Origin of the sequence: Pseudophaeobacter sp. (assembly GCF_048267565.1) — a bacterium.
GTDB lineage: Bacteria > Pseudomonadota > Alphaproteobacteria > Rhodobacterales > Rhodobacteraceae > Pseudophaeobacter > Pseudophaeobacter profundi.
The window spans coordinates 1,110,625-1,134,600 of record NZ_JBLWXG010000001.1 but is presented as its reverse complement, the minus strand read 5'-3'; the positions used below and the strand labels follow the sequence as shown (position 1 = coordinate 1,134,600).

The 23,976-nt window shown below is 62.4% G+C and carries 17 protein-coding genes and 2 pseudogenes; 8 read left to right on the top strand and 11 right to left on the bottom strand.

Annotated features, from left to right (window positions below):
* Nucleotides 1-83: 83 nt before the first annotated feature.
* Complete coding sequence (locus ACN0VH_RS05310; protein WP_417699782.1) at nt 84-746, bottom strand: TetR/AcrR family transcriptional regulator; 663 nt, start codon at nt 744-746, stop codon at nt 84-86.
* A gap of 80 nt (nt 747-826) precedes the next feature.
* Here ACN0VH_RS05310 and ACN0VH_RS05305 point away from each other — a divergent pair, with 80 nt between their 5' ends.
* From ACN0VH_RS05305 to ACN0VH_RS05275, 7 genes are all read left to right on the top strand, one after another.
* On the top strand, nt 827-2,173 hold the full coding sequence (locus tag ACN0VH_RS05305) for a flavin-containing monooxygenase (RefSeq protein ID WP_417699781.1): 1,347 nt from the start codon (nt 827-829) through the stop codon (nt 2,171-2,173).
* Nucleotides 2,170-3,072, top strand: a complete 903-nt coding sequence (locus tag ACN0VH_RS05300) for a bile acid:sodium symporter family protein (RefSeq protein WP_417699779.1) — start codon at nt 2,170-2,172, stop codon at nt 3,070-3,072. Before ACN0VH_RS05305 ends, ACN0VH_RS05300 begins: the two co-directional genes overlap by 4 nt.
* A complete protein-coding gene (locus tag ACN0VH_RS05295) occupies nt 3,069-3,998 on the top strand; it encodes an SDR family oxidoreductase (protein WP_417699778.1) in 930 nt (309 codons plus the stop codon). Before ACN0VH_RS05300 ends, ACN0VH_RS05295 begins: the two co-directional genes overlap by 4 nt.
* Complete coding sequence (locus ACN0VH_RS05290) at nt 3,995-4,810, top strand: SDR family NAD(P)-dependent oxidoreductase (protein WP_417699777.1); 816 nt, start codon at nt 3,995-3,997, stop codon at nt 4,808-4,810. The genes ACN0VH_RS05295 and ACN0VH_RS05290 overlap by 4 nt, the downstream gene beginning before the upstream one ends.
* 151 nt (nt 4,811-4,961) lie before the next feature.
* On the top strand, nt 4,962-6,809 hold the full coding sequence (locus ACN0VH_RS05285) for a non-ribosomal peptide synthetase (protein WP_417699775.1): 1,848 nt from the start codon (nt 4,962-4,964) through the stop codon (nt 6,807-6,809).
* Nucleotides 6,806-8,575 (top strand): thiamine pyrophosphate-binding protein, encoded by a 1,770-nt coding sequence (locus ACN0VH_RS05280; protein ID WP_417699774.1) that lies wholly within the window; start codon nt 6,806-6,808, stop codon nt 8,573-8,575. Before ACN0VH_RS05285 ends, ACN0VH_RS05280 begins: the two co-directional genes overlap by 4 nt.
* Nucleotides 8,568-13,097, top strand: a complete 4,530-nt coding sequence (locus ACN0VH_RS05275) for an amino acid adenylation domain-containing protein (protein ID WP_417699772.1) — start codon at nt 8,568-8,570, stop codon at nt 13,095-13,097. The genes ACN0VH_RS05280 and ACN0VH_RS05275 overlap by 8 nt, the downstream gene beginning before the upstream one ends.
* 19 nt (nt 13,098-13,116) lie before the next feature.
* Here ACN0VH_RS05275 and ACN0VH_RS05270 read toward each other — a convergent pair whose 3' ends face one another.
* The 3 genes and pseudogenes from ACN0VH_RS05270 to ACN0VH_RS05260 form a co-directional block, all read right to left on the bottom strand.
* The gene (locus ACN0VH_RS05270) at nt 13,117-14,055 is read right to left on the bottom strand and encodes a glucokinase (RefSeq protein ID WP_278921087.1); all 939 of its coding nucleotides are present in this window, start codon (nt 14,053-14,055) and stop codon (nt 13,117-13,119) included.
* A pseudogene (locus ACN0VH_RS05265) lies at nt 14,052-14,423 on the bottom strand (TOBE domain-containing protein); the annotation flags it as partial. The pseudogene ACN0VH_RS05265 and the gene ACN0VH_RS05270, both read right to left, overlap by 4 nt.
* A pseudogene (locus tag ACN0VH_RS05260) lies at nt 14,409-14,892 on the bottom strand (hypothetical protein); the annotation flags it as partial. The pseudogenes ACN0VH_RS05265 and ACN0VH_RS05260, both read right to left, overlap by 15 nt.
* A 399-nt stretch (nt 14,893-15,291) precedes the next feature.
* Between ACN0VH_RS05260 and ACN0VH_RS05255 the strand changes: the two are divergent.
* Entirely contained in the window at nt 15,292-17,607 is a 2,316-nt protein-coding gene (locus ACN0VH_RS05255) for an ATP-binding protein (protein WP_417699771.1), read from the top strand.
* Nucleotides 17,608-17,649: 42 nt separating this feature from the next.
* Here ACN0VH_RS05255 and thiD read toward each other — a convergent pair whose 3' ends face one another.
* Genes thiD through thiC form a run of 7 tightly spaced genes read right to left on the bottom strand, consistent with a single transcriptional unit; the run spans nt 17,650 to nt 23,719 of the window.
* Nucleotides 17,650-18,426 (bottom strand): bifunctional hydroxymethylpyrimidine kinase/phosphomethylpyrimidine kinase, encoded by a 777-nt coding sequence (gene thiD / locus ACN0VH_RS05250; RefSeq protein ID WP_417699770.1) that lies wholly within the window; start codon nt 18,424-18,426, stop codon nt 17,650-17,652.
* On the bottom strand, nt 18,423-19,391 hold the full coding sequence (locus ACN0VH_RS05245) for a HesA/MoeB/ThiF family protein (RefSeq protein WP_278921084.1): 969 nt from the start codon (nt 19,389-19,391) through the stop codon (nt 18,423-18,425). Before ACN0VH_RS05245 ends, thiD begins: the two co-directional genes overlap by 4 nt.
* Nucleotides 19,391-19,981 (bottom strand): thiamine phosphate synthase, encoded by a 591-nt coding sequence (locus tag ACN0VH_RS05240; protein ID WP_417699768.1) that lies wholly within the window; start codon nt 19,979-19,981, stop codon nt 19,391-19,393. The genes ACN0VH_RS05245 and ACN0VH_RS05240 overlap by 1 nt, the downstream gene beginning before the upstream one ends.
* A gap of 14 nt (nt 19,982-19,995) precedes the next feature.
* Nucleotides 19,996-20,763 (bottom strand): thiazole synthase, encoded by a 768-nt coding sequence (locus ACN0VH_RS05235; protein WP_417699766.1) that lies wholly within the window; start codon nt 20,761-20,763, stop codon nt 19,996-19,998.
* Between the two features lies 1 nt (nt 20,764).
* Nucleotides 20,765-20,962: a sulfur carrier protein ThiS gene (gene thiS / locus ACN0VH_RS05230; RefSeq protein WP_232400364.1), complete on the bottom strand. Its 198-nt coding sequence runs from the start codon at nt 20,960-20,962 to the stop codon at nt 20,765-20,767.
* Nucleotides 20,931-21,899 (bottom strand): FAD-dependent oxidoreductase, encoded by a 969-nt coding sequence (locus ACN0VH_RS05225; protein ID WP_417699765.1) that lies wholly within the window; start codon nt 21,897-21,899, stop codon nt 20,931-20,933. Before ACN0VH_RS05225 ends, thiS begins: the two co-directional genes overlap by 32 nt.
* The gene (gene thiC / locus ACN0VH_RS05220; protein ID WP_278921080.1) at nt 21,896-23,719 is read right to left on the bottom strand and encodes a phosphomethylpyrimidine synthase ThiC; all 1,824 of its coding nucleotides are present in this window, start codon (nt 23,717-23,719) and stop codon (nt 21,896-21,898) included. Before thiC ends, ACN0VH_RS05225 begins: the two co-directional genes overlap by 4 nt.
* Nucleotides 23,720-23,976 lie beyond the last annotated feature (257 nt).

Sequence of the window (23,976 nt, the reverse complement as noted above, 5' to 3'; positions counted from 1 at the left end):
ATGGGGTATCAAGCACCGCATAACACTTTGAAATCGTTTGCTGCAAATCCGCGTTCGCCAAGGTGGATGTGGTGCGAAACGCTTTAGGCGCGAAACCCCGCCTCGCAAAAGTCGAGCAGCGCTTCGGTCAGGTCCTCGGCTGTTTCGGCCTGGGACAGGTCGGCGATGCGCCAGCGTGAGGTGCACAGAGACAGCATGGCAGAGACCATAAAGACAAAGCAGGCACTGATTTTCTGTGGATCCGCTTTGGGTAAGGTCTCTGCGATCTCTGCCAGGAATACCCTGGCGGTTGGGTCAAAACAGTTCTGGGCGATCTGTTGCCAGCGTGGATCCGACGACACATGCGCAATCAGGCGCCCATAAGCCGACCAGTGGGCACCACCATGCAGGATCTGGTGGATGAAGGGCGCAAGGAAGCAGTGCAGCACCTGGCGCAGGGGCAATGCCACCTCAGCGTCTGATTGGGCCTGTGCTTTTGCAGCTGCCAACGCCTGTAGTCTGAGGTTGGACAGCTCTTCCGCACGCCTGGCCACCACCGTGGCAAACAGCGCTGCTTTGCTGCCGCCGTGATGGCTGACCAGCGCCCCTTGCACCCCGGCAGCGCGCGCGATGTCACGAATCGACGCCCCTTCAAAGCCACGGTCTGCAAAGAGCTGTTCGGCTGCATCAAATATTCGGTCTCGGGTGGCGAGAGAGCGCTGGCTTGGCGCGCGCTTGCGCTGATTTTCGGGTACTTTTTCTGTCATGTCAGAATTACCTTGCCCTATTTTTAACAGTCGTTCAATCTAAATGGGTATCCAGCGGGTACCATTTGGGAGGATGATGAATGACGGCAGGGCCAGAGGCAGCGCAGGGCAGCGCTGTCAGAGCAAAATATGCGCTGATCGGGGCCGGGCCAATGGGGCTGGCCATGGCCAAGGTGCTGAAGCAACAAGGCATTCCCTTTCAGGGATTTGAACTGCATTCAGATGTGGGTGGCCTGTGGGACATCACGGCACCGCGCTCTACCATGTATGACAGCGCGCATCTGATTTCGTCCAAGACAATGACAGAGTTTGCCGATTTCCCGATGGATGAGGGAGTGGCCGAATACCCGTCGCACCGCGAAATGCGCCGATATTTCCGCGATTTCGCCCGGCATTTTGATCTCTATCAGCATTATGCGTTTTCCTGCGAAGTGCTGTCCTGTGTTCCGCTTGGGGCTTCGGGGGCGGGCTGGCGCCTGACCTGGCGCGATGGAACTGGGGCAGAACATAGCGATGTTTTCGCCGGTGTTCTGATCGCCAATGGCACCCTGGCCGAACCCAATACCGTGCAGTTCAAGGGCGACTTCAGCGGTACACAGATCCATTCTGCCCAGTATCGTGATCCGCGCCAGTTTGCCGATAAACGGGTGCTGATCGTCGGCGCAGGCAATTCCGGCTGCGACATTGCTGTCGATGCGATCCACCATGGCAAAAGCTGCGATATCTCTATGCGGCGGGGCTATTACTTTGTGCCCAAGTATGTTTTTGGCAAGCCAGCCGATACTCTTGGCGGTGCCATTCGCCTGCCCATGTGGCTCAAACGTCGGGTGGATGGAATGATCCTGAAATGGTTTGTGGGGGATGCGCAGAAATACGGCTTCCCCAAGCCCGATTATGCCCTCTACGAGAGCCACCCAGTGGTGAATTCGCTGATCCTGTTTCATGCCGGTCATGGCGATCTGACGGTGCGCCCCGATATTGATCGGATCAGCGGCAAGACCGTCTATTTCACCGATGGCAGCCAGGGGGACTATGACATGATCCTGACGGCCACCGGATATTTGCTGCACTATCCCTTTATCGACAGGGAGCTGCTGAACTGGCAGGGGGCGGCACCGCATCTCTATCTCAACTGCATGCACCCAGAACGCGATGACCTGTTTGTGCTGGGCATGGTCGAGGCCTCGGGGCTGGGGTGGCAGGGGCGCCATGAACAGGCCGAGATGGTGGCGCGCTACATCACCGGGATTGGCGATAAGGCACCTGCGGCGCAGCGGTTGCAGGCCACCAAAGCCACCGATTTTGCGCGGGCAACAGGCGGTATGCAGTATCTCAAGCTTGCCCGGATGGCCTATTACGTCGACAAGGCGACCTACCGCAAATCCGTCACCGGCTGGATCTCGGCGTTGACGCAGGGGGGCACATGAAGGATCTTGACGCCGTTGTATTGAATTTCAGCGCCTCTAGCCTGCTGCTGATGAATGCCATTCTGGCGATTGTCATGTTCTCGATCGCCCTGGATCTGAAAACCAGTGATTTTCACCGCCTTCTGCGGGCACCAAAGCCGGTCCTGACCGGGTTGATTGCGCAGTTTCTCCTGCTGCCGGGCCTGACCTATCTGCTTATCCTTGCATTGCAGCCGCAGGCGTCTATTGCGCTGGGGTTGATCCTGGTGGCGGCCTGTCCGGGGGGGAACATCTCTAATTTCATCACCCACAGGGCCGGGGGCAATGCGGCGCTGTCGGTGTCGCTGACGGCCTTTGCCACGGTTGGGGCCATTGTGATCACGCCGCTGAACATTGCCTTTTGGGGGCAGCTATATGCCCCGGCGCAGGCGATCTTGCAGCGGGTGCATATTGATCCGGTGCAGGTGGGTGTCACCGTCTCTTTGATGTTGATCCTGCCGCTGGTGCTGGGCATCGTGCTGAACAATCGCCGTCCTGTCCTGGCCAACCGGGTCAGGCACCCGCTGCAGAACCTGTCGATGCTGATTTTTCTGGCCTTTGTGGTGCTGGCGCTGGCGGCAAACTGGGGGTTTTTTCTGGACTATGCGCAATATGTCGGTGCCCTGGTTGTGGTGCATAATGCCCTTGCTCTGGCGACGGGCTATGGCGCAGCGCGGCTGGCCGGGCTGTCGTCCTATGATCGGCGCGCGATCACCATTGAAACCGGCATCCAGAATTCGGGCCTGGGGCTGGTGTTGATCTTTGGCTTTTTCAACGGGCTGGGTGGCATGGCCGTGGTGGCGGCCCTTTGGGGGATCTGGCATGCTGTCTCTGGCCTATGCCTGGCCCATTTCATATCCCGTACAGAGGCGCAGCTATGACCAAGATTTTGATTACCGGCGCCGCCGGGGATGTGGGCTCGGCCCTGTTGCAGGAACTGGCCGCAAGCCCCTATGAGGTGGTCGCAACGGACCTGTACCGTCCCGCAAACCTCCCAGCGGGCATGCGTTTTGTACCCATGGATATCCGCGCCGGAGCACCGGGCCTGGTTATGGGGGATGAAAAGCCGGATGTGGTGATTCACCTGGCCTCGATTGTGACGCCAACCAGCCGCGCCTTTGCCTATTCGGTGGATGTCGAGGGCACGCGCAATGTGCTGAATGCCTGTCTCTTCCACCGGGTCAAGCGCCTGGTGGTGACGTCTTCGGGGGCGGCCTATGGCTATCACGCCGACAACCCGATGCCCCTGGTCGAAAGCGACGCGCTGCGCGGCAATGCGGAATTCGCCTATGCCGACCACAAGCGCCAGGTCGAAGAGATGCTGGCCAAGGCCCGCACCGAATCCCCAGAGCTGGAGCAGGTGGTGCTGCGGGTGGGAACAGTGCTGGGCGCGGGGATGGAAAACCAGATCACCGCGCTGTTTCACAAACCGCGCCTGTTGGCGCTTTTTCGCAGCGAGAGCCCCTTTGTCTTCATCTGGACACAGGACCTGGCCCGGGTCCTGAAGCGCGCGATCAAAGCTGCCCCGCAGGGGATCTTCAACGTCGCTGGCGATGGAAGCCTGGGCGTTTCCGATCTGGCGCGGGCGTTGAACAAGCCGGTTCTGCGCTTGCCGGCCTGGGGGGTGAAACTGGCGCTGGCGATTGCGCACCCGTTGGGCCTGTCGCGCTATGGCCCGGCGCAGGTGCGCTTTTTGCAATACCGGCCGGTGCTGGACAATACCAAGCTGAAGCGGGATTTTGGCTATGTGCCAGAGCTGACGAGCGCCGAGGTTTTTGCGCTGTGGCAAAAGGCCGCCGGGCTATGAGCGTGCCAGATGGGCCGGGAAAGACTGCTGTCATCACGGGCGGTGCGGGCGGGCTGGGTCTGGCACTGGACGCAGGCCTGCGGGCACGTGGCTGGTCGACGGTGCTGATTGACCTGCCGGGGCCGCAATTGCAGGCGCTGGCCCCATTGCCCAACCGCCGGACCTATGGCTGCGATCTGACTGATCGGGCGCAGCTGCGTCGCCTGTGCCAAGAGATTAGCAGCACCCAGGCGTCGATTGATCTGGTGATCTATAATGCTGGCATCACCTGGATTGGTGCCAGCGCTGATCTCAGCGATGCGGCCCACAGAAAGGTGTTCGACATCAACTATTTTGCCGCCACTGATATGGCGCAGGCGCTACAGGCGGATCTGCGGCGGGCGGGCGGCACCCATCTGGCGATTTCCTCTGTGGCGGGATTTTGCCCGCTGTACCACCGTACCGCCTATGCCGCTAGCAAACACGCGCTAGAGGGGTTTTTCAAATCCCTGCGCTGCGAGGAAAAGCCATTTGGCGTGCGGGTGGTGATTGCTGCGCCCAGCTTTATCGCCACCAACCTTGGCCGCCCAGAGGGCGCAGATGCACAGACGCAGGCAGCAGTGGCAGGCCATAGTGGCATCGCCCGTCCCGGATCCGCAGCGGATGGGATGGACTATATGAGCCCGGAAAGCGCGGCGCAGCATATCCTGACAGGGCTGGACCGGCGGCGCGATTTCCTCCCCGTCGGCCGTGTCGCCCGCCTCTCGGCGTTGCTCAACCGGTTTTTCCCCCGGATTTTTGCGGCGGTGATGACAGGCAGGATCGCGCGGTGACCAACCACAGGCGAGGGGCGCCCCCCCTGGCGGCGCGCTCTTTGCGGCAGGCGAGCTGCGTCTTGCTTTATGTGGACGGGCAGAATACTTCTCATTTTTGTTTAAATTAGACTATTGATTTGGCATTGTACCGGACTTTTGAGGGACACCCGTGATACATTTTGGAGCCCAGTTGCGGGCGGGGCTGATGCGGCGGGCCGACCTGCCAGCCCTTATTTGCAATGATCTTGGCCCGCTGAGCGGCACCACTTGCCTTGCGGCGATGGATCAGGTGCGCGCGGGCCTTGCCGCTGCCGGTCTGCCAGCAGGCAGCCGTATTGCCATCATTGCCCCCCAGCCGCGCCATGCGGCACTTGCCTTTGTGGCCTGCCTGCAGAGCCATGTGGCAGCGCCGCTGAACCCCGACTATACGCGCGATGAATTTCTATTTTACCTCAAGGATCTGCAGCCCGGTCTGGTGCTGCTTGGCGCGGGCGCAACGGCGGCGGCCGAGGCGGCTGTTGCCAGCTGTGGCCTGCCCAGCTTGCGCCTCGGGGATGAGGTGTTTCAAGCCGCGCCACAGGTCACAGCAGCCCAAAAGGTCAGCCAGATCGGGGCGGTGGGTGGCAATCTGCCTGCGCTCTCGGCGGCTGATGCACCTGGGCTGATCCTGCATACCTCTGGCACGACGGCGCGCCCCAAGATGGTGGCCCTGTCCCAGGAAAACCTTGCCAGCTCCAGCGCCAATATCGCAGAGTCGCTGCGGTTGAACGATGAGGATATTTCGCTCTGTGCTATGCCGCTGTTTCACATCCATGGCCTGATGGCCTGTTTGGGGGCGGCGCTTGTGGCGGGGGGCGCTGTAGTTCTGGCCGGGCGGTTCCAGCCAGAGCGCTTTGTCGACTGTCTGCTGCGGCATGGGCCCACCTGGTTTTCGGCCGTGCCGACCCTGCACCTGGCGCTGATGCATCATCTTGATCAGCGCGCCGCGCCGATGGATCATGCCCTGCGCTTTATCCGCTCTTCTTCGGCGCCGCTGCCGCCCTCGGTCATCGCCCGGCTGGAGGGCTATTTTGATGCGCCGGTGATCGAGGCCTATGGCATGACCGAGGCAAGCCATCAGATCGCCAGCAACCCCTTGCCGCCTGCGGTGCGCAAACCCGGCACCGTGGGGCAGGCCTTTGGGACATCTGTTGCCATTCTGGATGACCAGGGCACCGCCTGCGCTGCTGGCGTGGTTGGCAATGTGGTGATAACCGGCGCAGGCGTCACGCCCGGCTATGTCGAAAACCCAAGCGCCAATCTGGAGGCTTTTCAGCCGACGGGTTTCTGGACCGGTGACCTTGGCGCCTTGGATGAGGATGGCTATCTTCGCCTGACCGGGCGGTGCAAGGAAATCGTCAACCGTGGCGGGCAAAAGATCTCTCCGCGCGAAATCGACGAAGCGCTGATTGCTATCCCCGGCATCACTGATGCGGTGGCCTTTGCCCAGCCCCATGCCAGCCTTGGCGAAGATCTGTTGGCGGCGGTCTGTCTGGCGCCGGGCACGGATCTGACAGGCGAAGCGATCCGGTTGCGCCTGTTTGAACGGCTGGTGGATTACAAGGTGCCTAGCCAGATTGCCGTGGTTGATGCGATCCCCGTCGGGGCCACCGGCAAGCGCCAGCGCCTGCAGATGTGGTCTGCCCTGCAGGGGCATTTTTCTGCGCCAATGCGGGCCCCTGTGACGCCTGTTGAAATCATCCTGTGCGAATTTACCGCTGAAATTCTGGGTCAAGAGCGCATAGGCCTGGATGATAACTTCTTTAATTTGGGCGGGAATTCCATTCTGGGTGTTGAACTTTCCGTCACCCTCGGCGACCTGCTTGGCTGCTATATTCCGCCCACTGTGATCTTTCGCCACCCCACCCCGGCAGGCCTGTCCGCATTTGTGCTGGGTCGGCTGAGCGATCAGGATCTGGCACAGCTGGATCAGGTGGTGCGCAGCCTCGCCGAGGTGGACGAGGTCGCAGAGACATGACGGTCGCAATTGACGGGTCCGCGCCTGATCAGCGGGCTGAGGCCGCTGGGAAGCGGGCGGCGCTGTTGCGGACCCGGTTGCAGCAGCGGCAGGCCCCCAGCGGGCATCAAGCCATTGCGCAGGCCTTCCGAAGTGCAGGGATCACCCATGTCTACGCGCTGCCGGGCAACCCGATGTATGCCACCCTTGGCGCCTGTGCCGAAAGCGGGCTTCAGGTCATTGGCTGTCGCAGCCAGTCCGGCGCGCTGAGCGCGGCACTGGCGCATAACTATCGCTGTGGGGCGTTTCGGGCGGTGGCGCTGTGCTCGCCCGCGCCGGGGGTGACCAATTCGATCACCGGCCTGTCTGATGCCAGGGGCAACCACTGGCCCATGGTGTTGATTACGGCCCTGATGGGGAATGCTCCCGATGAAGGCCCCGGCGAGAATGGTGAGCCTGGGCCAGATACCGATGCACATGCCGCCGGGCCGCAGGCCAATTTCCAGGATCTTGATGGCGCTGAGATCGCTGCTGCTAGCTGCAAGGCGGTGGTACGGATCACGGCGCGGGATGGGCTGGCGGCTGGGGTCTTGCAGGCGGTGCAGCTGGCGCAAAGCGTCCCTTGCGGGCCGGTCTTTGTCGAGGTGCGGGCGGGCTTGCTCAATCTTCGCCAAACAGATGTGGCCCCCGTTCCGTTACCTGCTGCCCCGGCTCAATGCGCTTTGCCGCCGGATCCTGCTGTTGTGGCAGGGGTGGCTGCGGCACAAAAACCGCTGCTTGTCCTGGGCGAGGGGCTGCGCTGGTCCCGACCGCTGACGCCGGATAAGACTCGCCGCCTGCAGGCTCAGGTTGACAGGCTTCAGCTGCCAGTGCTGGCCAGCCCGATGGGGCGTGGTCTCTTGCCGGATCGCCACCCGCGCAGCACCTTTATGGCGAAGGAGAAAGGGCTGGGGAACTGTGACCATCTGCTGCTCTGTGGTGCGGATCTGGATTGGCGCTTTGGCGGCCAGTTCCCGCATTCTGCCCAGGCGCGGATTGACCGAATTCTGCCCGATATTGATGTGTTGCTTGCCCTGCTGGACGCGGTGCCGGAGGCCGCGCCCTCTTCGGTGGTTCACCGTAGCGCCTGGGCCGCTGATCTGACCCAGAACCATCTTTCCGCCCTGGCCAGGTTGGGTCGGCAGGCAGATCCCGGCAGCGCGGCGATGCAGATGAACCGGCTCTGTGCCGCCCTGGGCCGGTGGCTGCCCGAAGAGTCGCTGAGCATCATCGACAGCGGCCTCGGGCTGGCGGCAGGGCATCTGCTCTGGCCGGTGCAGCAGCCCTTTTCTCGGATGACCCTGGGGCAGAATGGCACCATTGGCCTGGGCATTCCCTTCGCCTTGGGCAGCGCAATGGCGCAGCAGGACCAGGATGCAGACCGTGCAGTTGTGGCGCTGGTGGGGGATGTCGGTTTTGGGCTGTCGTCAAGCGAGTTGGAAACCGCTCGCCGACATGGCGCTCGCCTCGTTGTCGTGGTGGCGGATAATGGCGGTATCAATGGCCGCGCCTTTCAGGACAATTGGTTCCCGGGTGAAGGCAGCCCGGATGTGCTGCGCTATCATCAGCAGGTGGATTATGCCGCCATTGCGCGTGGTTGGGGCGCACGTGCTGAGGTGACCCCGACGCCACAGGCCCTGCGGCAGGCGCTAGGCAGCGCGCTGGTGGCCGAGGGGCCGACAGTGATTTCGGTGCCGATGGCAGAATGTTTCCCACAGGGGCAGACCGAGGAACAGGAAGATGGGTGACGCGCAGGGCTCTTTGCGCCAACGGCTGCGCGGTTTGTTGCGCCAGTCCCGGCGGCCATCGGCAGAACAGATCCGTCGCCCCGCCGGTGATGTGGTGGTGCCAGCGCCGCTTGTGCAGCAAAACTTCTGGTGCCTGGATCAGTTCGCGCCCGGTCAGGGGCTGGCAAACGTGAACAGCGCCTGGCAGATCGAAGGGGCGTTTCAGCCAGAGGCCTGCCATTCTGCGCTACAGCGCCTGACCTCCAAATACGATTGCCTGCGGTGCAGCCTGTTCGAACAGGGCGACGAATTGCAGATGATCGTCAAGGAACACCAAGAGCCAGATTTTACCCTGGTCGATCTGCGCCAGAACGAGACAGAGCTGGCGGCGCGTATGGCGGCTGAAAGCCAGCGGCCCTTTGCTGATGGGGTGGGGCCCTTGCTGCGGCTGCGGGCCTATCGGTTGGCAGATCAGCGCTGGCTGCTGCATCTGGTCTATCACCACGCCATCCTGGACGGCTGGTCGCTGACCCAATTCTGCCAAGAGCTGGGGCAGCTCTATGCCCAGGATGCCGAGGCGGATCTGGTGCCGCAGCGCCCGGCCTATGATTTTGCCGATCACGCCAAAGCGGCGGGCCAGGTGGGCAAAACTCCGACCGCGCGGTCGGCATCCCAATCGGGCCTGCAACTGCCCTATGACTACGCACCGCCTGCGGTGCCGTGCTATCAATGCAAATCCACGCCGGTAATAATTAATGCCGCCAGCCGCGCCGCCGTAGAGAGCCTGGCCGCAGAGCTGAGCCTCTCGCCGGGGGCGGTGTTGCTGGCTGCCCTGCGTCTGGCCCTGTTCCGGATTTCGGGGCAGCGCGATTTTTGCCTTGCCAATACAATGATGAACCGCAATGCGCCGGGCCTGAACTCCATGCTTGGTGCCTTTGTTCAAAGCCTGCCAATTTGCAATGCTCTGCCGCGCGGGATCAGTTTTGCACAGCTTTGCCAGGGGGAGCAGGTCTCTCTGACCGAGGCCCTCATAGGTGCAGAAGACCGGAACCAAGACCAGCCCCCCGCGGAAGTCCCCTGTAACGTTCTGCTGAACTATCGTGGCTTTGCCACTGGTACGCTGGCCCTTGCGGGCTGCGAGGTCAGCCCATATGCGCAGGCCAGCAGTGCCAGCCCCTTTGCCTTGGTGCTCAATCTTGAAAATACCGCGACTGGCTATAGGGGCGAGTTGCTGTGGCAGGCAGCGCGCTTTGAGGCAGGAACCTGTGGGCGGATCGTGGCGCAGATCCTGGCCAGCCTTGCCGCTGGGCTAAAGGTGCCAAACGCGGCGATTGACGAGGATGCGGCTGAAATAGCCGCTGCCGCTGCCGGTTCCTGCTCTGCTCTGCCTGGCCCGTCGTTCAGCCAGCCGCCTGCTGCGACGCCTGACGGCCCGGTCCCCGCAGTGGGGCAGTTGCTAGAGCAGGCCTTCGCTCGCTGGCCAGAGCGCCGCTCGCTACGCATGACAGGCGATGATCCCGCAGCGCAGCCCTGGCGCTACCGCGATCTGGATCTTGCCAGTGCCGCCTGGGCCAATGCTCTTTTGCAGGCGCCGGGTGGGCCTGGGGATCTGGTGGCGCTGGCGCTGCCACGGGGGCCGGAATTCGTCGCGGCGTTGATTGGTATCCTGCGCAGCGGGCGCGCCTTTTTGCCCCTGTCGCCGCAGGATCCGCCAGAGCGGTTGAAACGCATTTTGCACAGTGCCCAACCCAGCCATGTGATCGCCGAGGCGGGGCTGGCGCAAGCGCTGGGGGTGGCGCCCCTATTGCCCCTGCCGCCAGAGGCAGACGGGGCGGCGATGGCGGTGCCCTTTGTCCGACGTGAACCCGAGGATCTGGCCTACGTGATGTTCACCTCCGGTTCTACCGGGGTGCCAAAGGGCGTGGCCATCCCGCATCGCGCCCTCGCCAACCACCTGGCCGGAACCTGCGCCGTCTTTGCGCCCCAGCCGGGGGATCGTCTGCTCTCTGTCAGCAGCACGACCTTTGACAGCATCCTCCATGAGGTGCTGTTCCCCTTGGTGAGCGGCGGTGAACTGGTGATGGTGCCAGAGGCGCTTCGCCGTGATCCCTGGCACCTGTGCGACAGCCTGAAACGCAGCGCGCCACATCATTTCTTTGCCACCCCCTCGCTGTGGCGCATGCTGCTAGAGGCCGGGTTGCCGAGCCTGCCGCACCTGCAGGCGCTGATCGGCGGCGAGACGATGAGCCCGGCGCTGGCTGCGCGGATCCTGCCACAGGTGGGGCGGCTCTATAATGTCTATGGCCCGACCGAGGCCACGGTCTTTACCACCTGGAAACAGGTGCTGCCTGCGGCCTGTGAGGGCGCGGGCAGGCGTCCTGTCGGCTCTGATCTGGGGCAGCCCTTTCCAGGCTATAGTGTTGCCATCATGGATGAAAATGGCCAAACGACCTGGCCTGGTGCCATGGGAGAGATCTGGATTTCAGGTCCCGGGATCGCAACCGGGTATTACGGGGATGCAGAACGTAGTGCCCAAAGCTTTGTCTCCACCGGTCTAGCATCTGGCGAGGATGTGCAGGGGCGCCGCTGGTATCGCAGTGGTGATTTGGGGCGGCTGCAGCTGGAACCGGGTTCTGGGGGGCAGCAGCTTGCCTATCTGGGGCGACTGGATGACCAGGTTAAAATCAGCGGCCAGCGGGTCGAACCGGCGGAGATTGAAAACCTGATCCAGACCAGTGGCCTGGCCTCGCAAGCTGCGGTCGTCGCCGCCGGAGAGGCCGGGCGCAGGGTTCTGGTTGCCTTTTATGTCACCCAGAACGGCAGCGCCGATATGGATGCGGGCCGGGCGGGCGATGCAAGCGCAGCCCTGCGGCACCATCTTCAGGCCAATCTGCCCTCGACCTGGGTACCGGGGCTGCTGCTGCCCTGCGCCAGCCTGCCGCTAAATGGCTCGGGTAAAATCGACCGTGCCGGGCTGTTGCGCCAGGCGCAGGAGGCGCTGAAGGGGCAGGGGCAAAGCCCGTCGCTGGATCCTGATTTGGCCCCTGTGGTGATCCAGGCCTGGGAACAGGTCTTGGGCCGTATGCCGACAGGTGACAGGCAGGATTTCTTTGCCTCTGGCGGAACCTCGCTGTTGATGATCCGGCTGTTGGCGCTGATCCGTGCGCGCACCGCCTGCCATCTGCCAGTGGCCGAAGCCTTTGGCGATCCGACCCCGGCAGGGTTGACGGCCCTGTTGGATGCGGCCGCGCCGCTTGATCTGCATGAGGCGCTGATTTGTGCCAGGCAGGGGGGGGCGGCAGATCCGCTGGTGATGCTGCCCGGTCTGGTGGATACGGGGCCAAACCTGACGGATCTCTTGGCGCATGGGCCGCCGGATCGTAGCGTCTATCAGCTGCAGCGGTCAGCAACCCTTGTGTCTGATGCAAAAGTCAGTTTTGCCGATCACACCCGCTATTTCGCCAAGGTCTTGCACCAGGGCTTTGCGGCTGATGGGCTGCATCTGGCCGGGTTTTCCTATGGCGGTGCCGAGGCCTTTGAAACGGCGCGCCAGCTGGTGGCGCTCAAGGCGCCGCCTGCCGGGCTGACGGTCATTGATCACGGGCTACGCTATTATAGGCCCCAGCCGATCAATCCCACCTGGACGGCCGCTTCGATTGCGGCAGAGACCCGGCGTCGGGCGCATGGGCTGCGGGTGTTAAACGCAAATATGAGCCTGGTGCGGGCAGAACGCCCGGGCCTGGTGTCGCTGGCAATGATCGCCCTCGGCTGGGAGGATTTTGTCAGCGGTGAGGTTGCCGTGCATGTGCTGCCCGGTGGGCATGCCGACATGCTGCATGCGCAGGCCGCGCAAACCATGCAGGTGATCAGCGGCCAGGTGCAGCCAGAGTTCCTGGTTGCCAGCTTGCCGGGGGCGGCTGATCGCCGGCGGGTCGTGCGTCTGATCGCAAAGAGAAAATACAAGGCGGCGCATGATGTGATTTGTGGGGTCAGCCGCGAACATGCGCACCACCCCTGGTCGGTTCTGATGGCGGATCGATTGGGTCGGCAGCTAGGGCGGGATCCTGATGGGCTGTTGTCAGACTGGATTGAAACGGTCCCCGAGGCGGTGCCGCCGGGGGTGCCGGAACTGGCTTGGCACGCGGGCCGTGCCGAGGTGCAACTGCGGCTGGGGGCTAGGGAAGAAGCGCTGCACACGCTGCAATCGGCGCGGGCCTGCGTCGCTGCAGCGGTCAACGTGGCAGGGCGGGGCGATGCGCGCACCGCGGCCCCCTCCGGCGCGATCATCCGCAATCTTGAGGTCTGCTATGGCGATGTGCTGCAACAGCTAGGTCGGTTTGAAGCGGCAAGCGCGGTGCTGGAAACTGCCGCTGACCAATATGGCTATACGCCCAGGATCTGGCGGCTGCTGGGGCTGAGCCTGGCGAAACAGCAACACTACGCCAAGGCCTTGCCGCTGTTGCAGCGGGCGGCGGTCGCCCCCAAGGTAAATGAAGAGGTGCAAACCTGGCTGGCCCGCGCGGTGCAGGCGGTTGAGGGCTGACGGGTTCTGCGGCCTGCGCCTAGGACGCGGGAAAGCGAAACGCGGCGCAGCCCTTCAGGGCGGCACCATCGTCGAGGATGCAAAACACCGGGGCGGTGATCTCGGGGAACTGTGGGTCCGGGCGGGTGAATTCTGTCAGAAAATCGCCCTGGGCCGGGCTGGTCAGCAGGTTGCGCGCCACGGTTCCGGCAAAGAACAGCCCGCCACGTGGCAAGAACCCTTTCAGCAGATTGCGGCACAGCAGCGCCAGTAGCCGGGCATAAAAGCGCAAAAAGGCGGTGCAGGTTGCATCGTCCTGCGCCTGCATGATCTCAGGCCCACTTCGGGGGGGGCTGTCTGGGGCAAAGGCTGCAAAGAGCGCAGAAAAACCCCGGCCGGAAAAGCAGCATTCCACCGTTTTGAACGGGGCCGCCCGCGGGCCGATTTCCGCAACCATGGCCTGATAGAGATCCAGCGGCAGCGCCACATGTCCATATTCTGCCCTGGGGCAGATCACGCCGGTGTCGCTGGCAATGACCGGGCTGATATTGAACCCGGTGCCAATGCCGATGACCAGTCTCTGGTCCTGGTGGCTGGCGTCGGCGCTGGGATGGATCTGCGCCAGATCCGCGCCTTGCAATCCCGGTAGGCTATGGCCCAAAGCGCTCAGGTCATTGAACAAATGCACCCTGTCCTGGTGAAATTCCTGTCGTAGATCCTGGGCGGATATATACCAGTCGCGATTGGTGACCCTTACGGTCTGATCGGCCACAGGCCCGGCAGCGGCCAGGACGATTTCACGGATTTCTGGCTGGCCCTGATCCGCCAGGTAGTGGCGCAACAGGGCAGAGAAACTGGCAAAATCATCATTGCGATATCTGCACAGGCTCTCGGGTGGCTGTCCCACCGTTGTACCGGAAACCAGCGCCAACCGGCAGTTCGTCCCGCCCAGATCTGCAATCAGTCTTTGTGTCGTCAATTCAAGCGCTCACCTGTAGCGGGGGCAAAGAAGGAAACCTTGGCCAGATCAAAGGCGAGATCCAGCATCGCGCCGGGTTGCGCCTTGGTTTCAGCATGTAGTCGCGCCGTGACCTGTTTGCCGCCCAGTTGCGAGACCACATAGGTATCGGCACCGGCGGGTTCTACCAGATCAATGCGACAGGGGGAAGCCTGCACGGCACGGCCACTGTGAAACCCGGCCTTGGCAATGTCTTCGGGGCGCAGGCCCAGAATGACATCTGCGGGCAGTTCGCGCTGCAGCTCGCTGTGCAGGATCATCGGGCTGCCGTCAGGGCGGGCGATTTCGATCTGCAGCCCATCCTTGTCGCGGCGGGTTCGGGCCGGGATCGAACCTTTGTTGAGGTCAAAGACCTTCTGGAAGTTCTGCCCGACGAACAGCTTGGCCAAGAGCGCCTGACCCTCTGTTTTGTCGCTGCCGGTGACATCGAACATGGCAAAGCTGTCGACATTGTACAGGAACCTCTCTCCCGGTGCTGAAGCACAGAGAAAACCCTTGCCCGCAGCCAGAGCCGTCGGCGACGGAAGAAATATCGGCCAGCAGGCCTTCTTCGTACCATTCCTGAATGCCGGGGCCTTTCAGTTGCACCGCAGCGCCGTCATGGCCGCATCGCCACCGCCGCTGACCACTGGCATATCGGTCCAGGTGCCGCCGTTGGCCATGACAGTGCTGCAGGACGGCAACGGATTTTGCCTCGCCGCCGGATGTCCACCAATGCTGCCCCATGACCCGGAGGGCAATACAGGCCGCAGAGGCCCGCCCGCCTGTCGCTGCTGCCCTATCCCTTGACCCCGCCATTAAGTTGGCTTTGACCCTGCCGAAATTCAGGGCTATTTGCAGCGGCGAGACTCTCGTATTACGCACAAGGACTTGTTTGTCTAAATGCAGCTTTGCTAGGTTGCGGTATTGTTTGCTGTATGCGGATTTGTAAAAAATAGGGGAAATAATTAACGTTTTTTCCCTAGGAATTCATAGATACGCTTTTGGGTGTGGTGGTATGACTCTGTGGTAGAACCTTCTGAAAAACCCGTTTGGGGGCTGGTAAGGGCCACTTACACTCTTATTGTCATTGCATTTTTGGTAATCTTGGCTGGCGGATATTATTCCGAGCAAAAGAACGCTGAAGTTCATGACCGGGCTTTGCGCGCAGAGGTGCGGCGCGAGGCAAATCGAATCAAATCAAATTTCGAAGGCGCCTTGAATAGCGATATTCAGGTGGCGCGCGGCCTGGTTGCGGTGCTTTCGGCTGAACCAGATATGAACCAGGAGAGGTTTTCTGAGCTGTCCGAGCGGGTGATTGGCGCCAATACCAGTATCAGCCATATTGCTGCTGCCCCTGATATGGTGGTGTCAATGATCTACCCGCTTGCGGGCAATGAGGAAGCGCTTGGTCTGGATTACAATCATACCGAAAGCCAGCGGGCGGTTGTCATGCGGGTGCGTGACACGGAAGAGCTGATCTTGACCGGCCCCGTCCCGCTGGTGCAGGGCGGCAATGCGCTGCTTGGGCGCTTTCCGGTTTTTGCTGGCACGGGTGAGGGGCGGTACTTCTGGGGGATCGTGTCCTCTGTGATCAAAACGGAACCCTTTTTTGCCAGGCATGGTCTGGAGTCAGAGGACCTCGGGATCGAGGTGGCCCTTATTGGGCGCGATGGCATGGGATCCAAGGGGGAGCAGTTTTACGGAGATCCCGATATCGTGACGGACAGGCCGGTGCGGGTGGATGTCTTTTTACCCGGCGGGTCCTGGCAGATCGCGGCGCGGCCAAAGGGCGGTTGGGAAGCACAGCAAGGCAATCCCTGGCCCTGGCGCGCAGTCCTGTTTGTGGCGGGAACCCTGATACTGGTTCCGATATATACCGCCGGGCGGTTGTCTGCTGCGCGGCGCGCCATCATTAGCACTCTGCGCGGCCGCGAGCATGAATTGGAAACCATCTCTCGGAGGTTGGAGGTCGCGGTGGAGATATCGCAGATCGGCATTTGGGAGGTGAACACCAAGACAGGCGTGGTGATCTGGGATGCGAACCTGCGCAAGATGTATGGTCTTGGTGCTGATGATCCTGTCCACTTTGGTACCTGGGAAGCCCATCTGCATCCCGATGATCACAAACGGGCCGTGCAAGAGCATAGGGATTCGTCACATGCGGGGGGCAGCTACGCATCGGAATTCCGCATCTTGCTGCCCACGAATGAGGAAAAGCACATTCGCGCCATGGGCACCGCCTATGTGGATGGGGATGGATGGCTGCGCATGATCGGCGTCAATATGGATGTAACCAGCGATGTGCATCTGCGTGAAAAGCTGATCGAGGCGAATTCAGCCCTGTTGCAACGCAACAATGAACTGAATGACGCCAAAATCGCTGCCGAACGGGCTGATCGTGCCAAATCGGAATTCCTGGCCAATATGAGCCACGAAATCCGTACGCCGATGAATGGTGTTTTGGGTATGGCGGATTTGATGGCAAATTCGGACCTTGGCCCACAGGAACGGCAATACCTTGATACGATCAGGGATTCCTCTAATGCGCTGCTGAAGATCATCAATGATATCCTGGATCTGTCACGCCTTGAATCCGGCCAGCTGGCGATCAACCCGGTTGATTTCGACCTGCGCCACTGTGTGGCCGGGGCGGTCAACCTGCTGCGCCCCAAGGCCCGCGAAAAGGGGCTGTGGGTCTCGGTTGAGTTCGCCGATGATCTGCCGGACCGGGTGCATGGCGATGATGGGCGGCTGCGGCAAATTCTGGTCAACCTAGTTGGCAATGCGGTGAAATTCACCGCACAGGGCGGCGTGGACATAAAAGTTGGCTGCCTGAAAGAGGATCCCTATCAGCTGCACATCTCGGTCGACGACACCGGAATCGGCATCTCTGACAGCCAGGCGGAACATATCTTTGATCGCTTTTCACAGGCGGATGCGGCCATCACCCGCGCCTTTGGCGGCACCGGGCTGGGGCTGACGATTTCCAGCATTCTGGCGCAGCGTATGGGCGGCGGCATAGAGCTGTGCCGCCAAAAGGAAAAAGGCTCTCGCTTTCGGGTTGCGGTGAATTTTGACAAGCCAATTGGCCCCAAAAGCAATTCTGCCGTCGACGCCCTGCTGGATACTGCGATATTGGCGGGCTGTCGGGTGCTTTTGGCTGAGGACAACAAAACCAACCGCCTGCTGGTGTGCAAATATCTGGAAGGGGTGGGGATCCACCTTACCGAGGCCCACAATGGCCGCGAGGCTGTGACCCTGTGCAAGCAATCTCTGCCGGATATTATCCTGATGGATATGTCGATGCCAGAGCTGGACGGCCTGGCCGCCACCCGCGAAATTCGCGCGCTCGATATCGCGCAGCCGCAGATTGTTGCCCTGACCGCCAATGCCTTTGATACAGATCGCGACGCCTGTCTGGCGGCTGGTATGGATTATTTCCTGCAAAAGCCCATTTCCAAATCGCTGCTGCTGCAAAGCCTCAGCATGCTGCGGGTTGGCCAGGAAACCCGGCAAGGTCTGTCAGGCTAACCCACAGTCCTTGTCGGCCCCATCTTTTGCCGGTCCCCCCCCTCACTGTGCCAGCCAGGCACTGACTGCGGCCTTGGCCTCTGTGCAGGCCTGGTCAAGGCTGGCGCCTGCGGCCAGGGAACAGGCCAGCGCCGTGGCCAGGCTACAGCCGGTGCCGCGCTTTTGCAGGGGCAGACGTGGCGCGGCATAGGCGCGATGGCCCTGTGGGGCCTGGGGGCTGAACAGGTGGTCAACGCTGCAATCACCGTCGGCATGGCCCCCTTTGATCAGCACCGCAGCAACCCCTTTCGCCTGTATGATCTGCGCTTGGCGCCGAAAAAGCACCAGATCGTCTTGCGGTGGTTCTTGTGTGGAAATGCATTGATTTTCAGTATTTCGCAGCATTGGCGTCAGCCCGCTCAGCCGGGCGCTTTCCTCCAGATTGGGGGTCAGAAGCGTGACCCGGCGCAGCAGCGGTGTCAGGCTGTCCAGCGACATCAATGTGCCGCCAGAGCTGCTCTTGAGCACCGGATCCAGCACAATGGGCAGGCCCTCGGGCAGGGTGTCTGCCAGGTGGCGCGCTGCCTCGGCACTGCCAATCATGCCGATTTTCACCGCCCTTGGCGCGGTGCGTTTGTCGTCAAAGGCGGCGCGGATCTGGGCCGAGATGATCTGCGGCGGCACCGGGTGGATGGCCTGCAGCGCCTGATTGGTCTGCACGGTCACGGCCGTCACCACCGGCACGACCTCGCAGCCCAGGGTGGTGGCCATGGCCGTGTCGCGGCTCAACCCGGCGCCACCGCTGCTATCGGTGCCGGCGATGACAAGAACGCGGTTCATGCGATGGCTCCGGCAGCGATAATTTCGATCTGTGCAAAGCCGCGCGTCTGCAGATCACGCGCGACCCGCCAGGCGCGCAGCCCCGAACGGCAGCACAGGACGATCGGGCGGTTGGGGCAGAGATCAGCCGCCGCGATCTCTGTGGGCAGGATGCGGCGGGCCTGGGCGGTGATCAGATCCGGGGACTCTGTTTTGGGACGCAGGTCGATGACCTGGGCCTCTGGGGCGATCAGTGCCGGGCTGGTAAAACGCAGCGGGGTGGCGGGTTCGTCGGCGCCGTCAAAGCGAAAGCTGCCCAGGCTAAGATTGGCCATATCCATTTGCATCAGCTGCCCCAATGGCGAAGGGGCGTGATGCAGCAGAACCTTCAGTGCCATCTGCGCCTGCAGCGCGCCAATCATGCCAACCACAGGCCCCATCACACCACCGCTGGCGCAGCTGGCGGCGGTCTCGGGCAGGTCCGGGAACAGCGCCCGCAGCGAGGGCGCGCCAGCGCAAAAGCCGCCGACATAGCCACGCTGCCCCAGCACCGAGGCGGATATCAGCGGCAGCGCCCGCTGCAGGCAGGCATCGGACAGAATATAGGAGGTGGCAAAATTGTCAGCGCCATCCAAGACAAGATCGACCTCTGTCAGATGCCGGTCAACAGTGTCGGCTGTCAGGGCGGTTTCCTGCACTTGCAGCGCCAGATCAGGGTTGCGCGCCATCAGATGATCGCGTGCCGCTGCCACCTTGGGGCGGCCGATGTCCTGCATGGTGAACAGGGTCTGCCGGTGCAGATTGCTTTGCTCTACCTGGTCGGGGTCCAGCAGGGTGATGTGGCCGATGCCGGCGCCTGCCAGATATTGCAGCGCCGGTGCCGCCAGCCCGCCGGCCCCAACCACCAGGATATGGGCGCGCGCCAGCATTGCCTGCCCCTGGGGGCCAACTTCGGGCAGCATCATCTGGCGGGCATAGCGCGACATCAGGCGCAGGCCTTGGCCCATTGGCGGCAGCGGGCTTCGGGGTCTTCGGCCTGTTGAATATCGGTGACCACGGCGGCGCTGTCAGCCCCGGCGGCAAAGACCCCCGGCAGGCGATCAGGTGTCAGGCCACCGATGGCCACCAGCGGCGTTGCCCCGGCCAGGGCTTTCCAGCGGCTGACACGATCCAGCCCCTGTGGGGCCCATTTCATCTGTTTCAGCAGCGTCGGATAGACCGGCCCCAGCGCCACATAGGCAGGATCCTGCGAGAGGGCGCGCTCCAGCTCGGCCTCATCATGGGTGGACAGCCCATAGCGCACCCCGGCGCGGCGCAGGGCGGCAAAATCAGCTTCGGCCATGTCTTCCTGACCGAGGTGAACAAAGTTGCAGTTGAGATCCAGCGCGATTTCCCAGTGATCATTGACCACCAGCTGCGCATCATGCACGGCGCAAAAATCGCGGGCGCGGGCGATCTGGCGGCGCAGCTCTGGCTCTGGCGCATCCTTGATCCGCAACTGCACCAGCTTGGCCCCCTGCGGCACCAAAAGCTCCAACCGGCCCACATGGCCGACGATCAGATAGAAACGTTGCATCGGTTTTTGCTCTTTCATGTCAGCTCTGCCAGTCCCAGAACCGGGGTTGAGGGCACCGCCATGTCGCGGCGTGGCATCGGGTCTGCCACATATCCAAGGCGGCCGGCCTCAACCGCCAATGCCATCGCGCGGCCCATCGTTGCCGGATCGCCTGCCTTGGCGACCGCCGTGTTAAGCAATACCGCATCCATGCCCAGCTCCATTGCCTGCGCCGCATCTGAGGGGCGGCCGATGCCGGCATCGACGATCAGCGGAACATTCGGGAAATGCGCCCGCATCGCCCGCAACGCATCCGGGTTGCGCAGCCCCTGACCCGATCCGATCGGCGCGCCCCAGGGCATCAGCACTTCGCAGCCCGCCTCCAAGAGCTTTTCCCCCACCACCAGATCATCCGTGGTGTATGGGAAAACCTGAAATCCGTCCTCAGCCAGAATCCGGGCCGCGTCCACCAGGCCAAAAACATCCGGCTGCAAGGTGTCGGCATGGCCGATCACCTCCAGCTTGATCCAGGCGGTGTTGAACAGATCGCGCGCCATATGGGCGGTGGTCACCGCCTCCTGCACCGAATGACAGCCGGCCGTATTGGGCAGAATATGGCAGCCAGCCTGTTGCAACCCCTGCCAGAACCCAGCACCGTCGCCATCGGCGGTTTCCCGGCGCAGCGAGAGGGTGATGATCTCTGTGCCGCTGGATGTTATCGCCTCTGCCAGCACCGAGGGCGCGGGGTATTGCGCGGTGCCAAGCAGCAGCCGGGAGGTGATTTCCGTGCCGTAGACTTGCATTTCAGCCTCCCTGCATCGGGGCCAGCACTTCCAGCCGGTCACCATTGGTTAACAAAACATCACTGCGTTTCGCGCGCGAAACAAAGACCCCGTTGAGGGCGGTGGCAATCGCCGGGCTGGTAAAGCCCAATTCGCAGAGCGCGGCCTCTAGGGTCTGGGCGCGCACCTCATGCGCTTGTGCGTTCACGATGATCTGCATCTGCGGTCTCCTGAAAGAACTGGGCGGCCAGCTGTTGCGCCAGGGCCGGGGCCAGAAGGTAGCCGTGGCGGTAGAGCCCGTTGACATGGGTGGTTTGGCCCAGCTGGGTCAGGCGGGGCATATTGTCTGCAAAGGCGGGGCGCAGCCCGGTGCCGGTCTCGATCACGCTGGCCTCTCCCAGGGCGGGATGCAGGGCAAAACAGGCCCCCAGCAGCTCTAGCAGAGAGCGCAGGGTGATCTGTCGCCAGGAACTGCTCTCGATCATGGTGGCGCCGATCATGTAGATGCCCTTGCCGCGGGGCACCAGATAGACGGGGATGCGCGGGTGTAGCAGGCGTAGGGTGCGGGTGATCTCGACCTCGGGGGCCTCGATCAGCGCCATCTCGCCGCGCACCGGACGCAGCCCCGGCAAAGGGGCCGCCATGCCGCGACAATCCACATCCACATGGGCGGGCGCCGGGGTGCCATAGCGGATTTCGACCCCTAGCGCCTGCACTGCCTTGCTCAGGTCGATGAGGGCCTGGCGCGGGTCAAGATGGGCTTCGTCTTCAAAGAACAGCGCCTGGGCAAAGCGCCCGGCCAGCGCGGGTTCTAGTTGGGCCAGCTCTGCCGCTTCGATCAGGCGATGATTGGTGGTGCGGCGGGCAAAGCGGGTCAGCTCTGCCCGGTCGCGGGGCGGGGTCAGCACCAGGGTGCCACGGTCCTCGACCTTGGTGAACTGGCGCCACCAGGCCTTGGCGCCGATGCCAAGGCGGACCACCTCTGGCGCGGCGCTTTCGCCTTCGCACCAGGGGGCCAGCATGCCGCCGGCATACCAGGAACAGGGATTGTCCGCAGGATCCGCCCCGGTCTCGTATAGCGTCACCTCTGCGCCGCGGCTTGCCAGCTCATAGGCGCTGGCAAGCCCGGCGACACCGGCACCGGCAATGGTGATCATTCTGCCGGTTCCGCCTTTGTATCGGCTGCGGGCACATAGAGTTCACCGCCTTGGCGGAATTTGGCGGCCATGGCCTCCATGCCTTCCTTCTGGGCCTCGGCGCGGATGTCATGGCTGATCCGCATCGAGCAGAATTTCGGCCCGCACATGGAACAGAAATGCGCCACCTTATGCGCCTCTTTCGGCAGGGTCTGATCGTGGAAGTCGCGGGCAGTATCGGGGTCCAGCGACAGGTTGAACTGATCCTCCCAGCGGAATTCAAACCGGGCGCGCGACAGCGCATCATCGCGACGCTGGGCACCGGGCATGCCCTTGGCCAGATCGGCGGCATGGGCGGCGATCTTGTAGGTGATCACGCCGACCTTCACATCGTCACGGTCCGGCAGGCCAAGGTGTTCCTTGGGCGTCACATAACACAGCATGGCGCAGCCAAACCAGCCGATCATCGCCGCGCCGATACCCGAGGTGATATGGTCATAGCCCGGCGCGATATCGGTGGTGAGGGGGCCAAGCGTGTAAAACGGCGCCTCGTGGCAGCACTCCAGCTGCTTGTCCATGTTTTCCTTGATCTTGTGCATGGCGACGTGGCCGGGGCCTTCGATCATCACCTGGCAATCCTTGGCCCAGGCGATCTTGGTCAGCTCGCCCAGGGTTTCCAGTTCGGCAAACTGCGCCGCGTCATTGGCATCCGCGATCGAGCCGGGGCGCAGACCATCGCCCAATGAGAACGAGACATCGTATTTGCGGCAGATGTCGCAGATCTCCTCAAAATGTTCATAGAGGAAGCTCTCTTTGTGGTGGTGCAGGCACCATTTGGCCATGATCGACCCGCCGCGCGACACGATCCCGGTGACGCGTTCCACGGTCATCGGCACCATATGCAGCCGCACGCCGGCATGGATGGTGAAGTAATCAACGCCCTGTTCGGCCTGTTCGATCAGGGTATCGCGGAACACCTCCCAAGTCAGGTCCTCGGCAATGCCGTTCACCTTTTCCAGCGCCTGATACATCGGCACGGTGCCAATCGGCACGGGGGAGTTGCGCAGGATCCATTCGCGAGTGTTGTGGATGTTGCGGCCCGTGGACAGATCCATCACTGTGTCAGCGCCCCAGCGGATCGACCAGACCAGCTTGTCCACCTCTTCCTCCATCGAGGAGGTGACGGCAGAGGTGCCCATATTGGCGTTGATCTTGACCAGGAAATTGCGGCCAATGATCATTGGCTCGATTTCGGGGTGGTTGATATTGGCGGGGATGATGGCGCGGCCTTCGGCAACCTCCTGGCGGACAAATTCCGGCGTCACGTAATCGGGGATATTGGCGCCCCAGTCGTGGCCGTCGCGGTGGCAGGGCGATGTCTCGCGCAGCTGGTTTTCGCGGATGGCGATGAATTCCATTTCCGGCGTGATGATCCCGGCGCGGGCATAGGCCAGCTGGGTCACCGCCTTGCCGTCCTTGGCGCGCAGCGGCGCAGGTTTCACCGGGAATTCCGGCGTCAGCCGTTCGCCAGATACAAAACCGTTGTCGGCCGAGGTGATTTCGCGGCCCTGGTATTCTTCGACGTCCCCGCGGGCCAGGATCCAATCGCGGCGCAGCTGGGCCAGCCCCTGGCGGATATCGGTCTGCTGGTCCGGATCGGTATAGGGGCCAGAGCTGTCATAGACCGGCAGCGGTGCTTCGCCAGCGGTGGGGTGGGTGGCAATTTCGCGCATGGGCACGCGAATGTCGGGGTGGATTTCACCGGGCACATAGATCTTGCGCGATGCGGGCAGGGCACCGGTGGTTACCTCTGGGGTGATCTTTGGCGGGCTTACGTTCATTTTGGTGCTCCTCGAGCCAATACTCAAAAAAGTCACCAGATGAGGCTTGGCTGGGAGGCTCGGAGAGGGTGTACGGCCCTCCCGGTTCGGGCGCACAGCCAAAGGGGGTACAGTCCCTGTCGCGGCGCGTCCTAGCTTCCTACGCCAGTGTCAACTGGGTCAGGTTCTAAGGGTCGCGTCACCGGGCAGATTGCTCTGTCCTGTCAGCCTCTCAGTCCCCTTGGTGGGACTCCCCTGCGTGGGTTAAGACCTAGGGG

Excerpts from the sequence above, each read along its gene's own strand:
- ACN0VH_RS05290 (WP_417699777.1), top strand. The coding sequence starts at position 3,995 with ATGAGCGTGCCAGATGGGCCGGGAAAGACTGCTGTCATCACGGGCGGT.
- ACN0VH_RS05305 (WP_417699781.1), top strand. The coding sequence starts at position 827 with ATGACGGCAGGGCCAGAGGCAGCGCAGGGCAGCGCTGTCAGAGCAAAA.
- ACN0VH_RS05225 (WP_417699765.1), bottom strand. The coding sequence starts at position 21,899 with ATGATCACCATTGCCGGTGCCGGTGTCGCCGGGCTTGCCAGCGCCTAT.
- ACN0VH_RS05275 (WP_417699772.1), top strand. The coding sequence starts at position 8,568 with ATGGGTGACGCGCAGGGCTCTTTGCGCCAACGGCTGCGCGGTTTGTTG.
- ACN0VH_RS05280 (WP_417699774.1), top strand. The coding sequence starts at position 6,806 with ATGACGGTCGCAATTGACGGGTCCGCGCCTGATCAGCGGGCTGAGGCC.
- ACN0VH_RS05240 (WP_417699768.1), bottom strand. The coding sequence starts at position 19,981 with ATGCAACGTTTCTATCTGATCGTCGGCCATGTGGGCCGGTTGGAGCTT.
- ACN0VH_RS05235 (WP_417699766.1), bottom strand. The coding sequence starts at position 20,763 with ATGCAAGTCTACGGCACGGAAATCACCTCCCGGCTGCTGCTTGGCACC.
- thiS (WP_232400364.1), bottom strand. The coding sequence starts at position 20,962 with ATGCAGATCATCGTGAACGCACAAGCGCATGAGGTGCGCGCCCAGACC.
- ACN0VH_RS05295 (WP_417699778.1), top strand. The coding sequence starts at position 3,069 with ATGACCAAGATTTTGATTACCGGCGCCGCCGGGGATGTGGGCTCGGCC.
- thiC (WP_278921080.1), bottom strand. The coding sequence starts at position 23,719 with ATGAACGTAAGCCCGCCAAAGATCACCCCAGAGGTAACCACCGGTGCC.
- ACN0VH_RS05245 (WP_278921084.1), bottom strand. The coding sequence starts at position 19,391 with ATGTCGCGCTATGCCCGCCAGATGATGCTGCCCGAAGTTGGCCCCCAG.
- ACN0VH_RS05300 (WP_417699779.1), top strand. The coding sequence starts at position 2,170 with ATGAAGGATCTTGACGCCGTTGTATTGAATTTCAGCGCCTCTAGCCTG.
- ACN0VH_RS05310 (WP_417699782.1), bottom strand. The coding sequence starts at position 746 with ATGACAGAAAAAGTACCCGAAAATCAGCGCAAGCGCGCGCCAAGCCAG.
- thiD (WP_417699770.1), bottom strand. The coding sequence starts at position 18,426 with ATGAACCGCGTTCTTGTCATCGCCGGCACCGATAGCAGCGGTGGCGCC.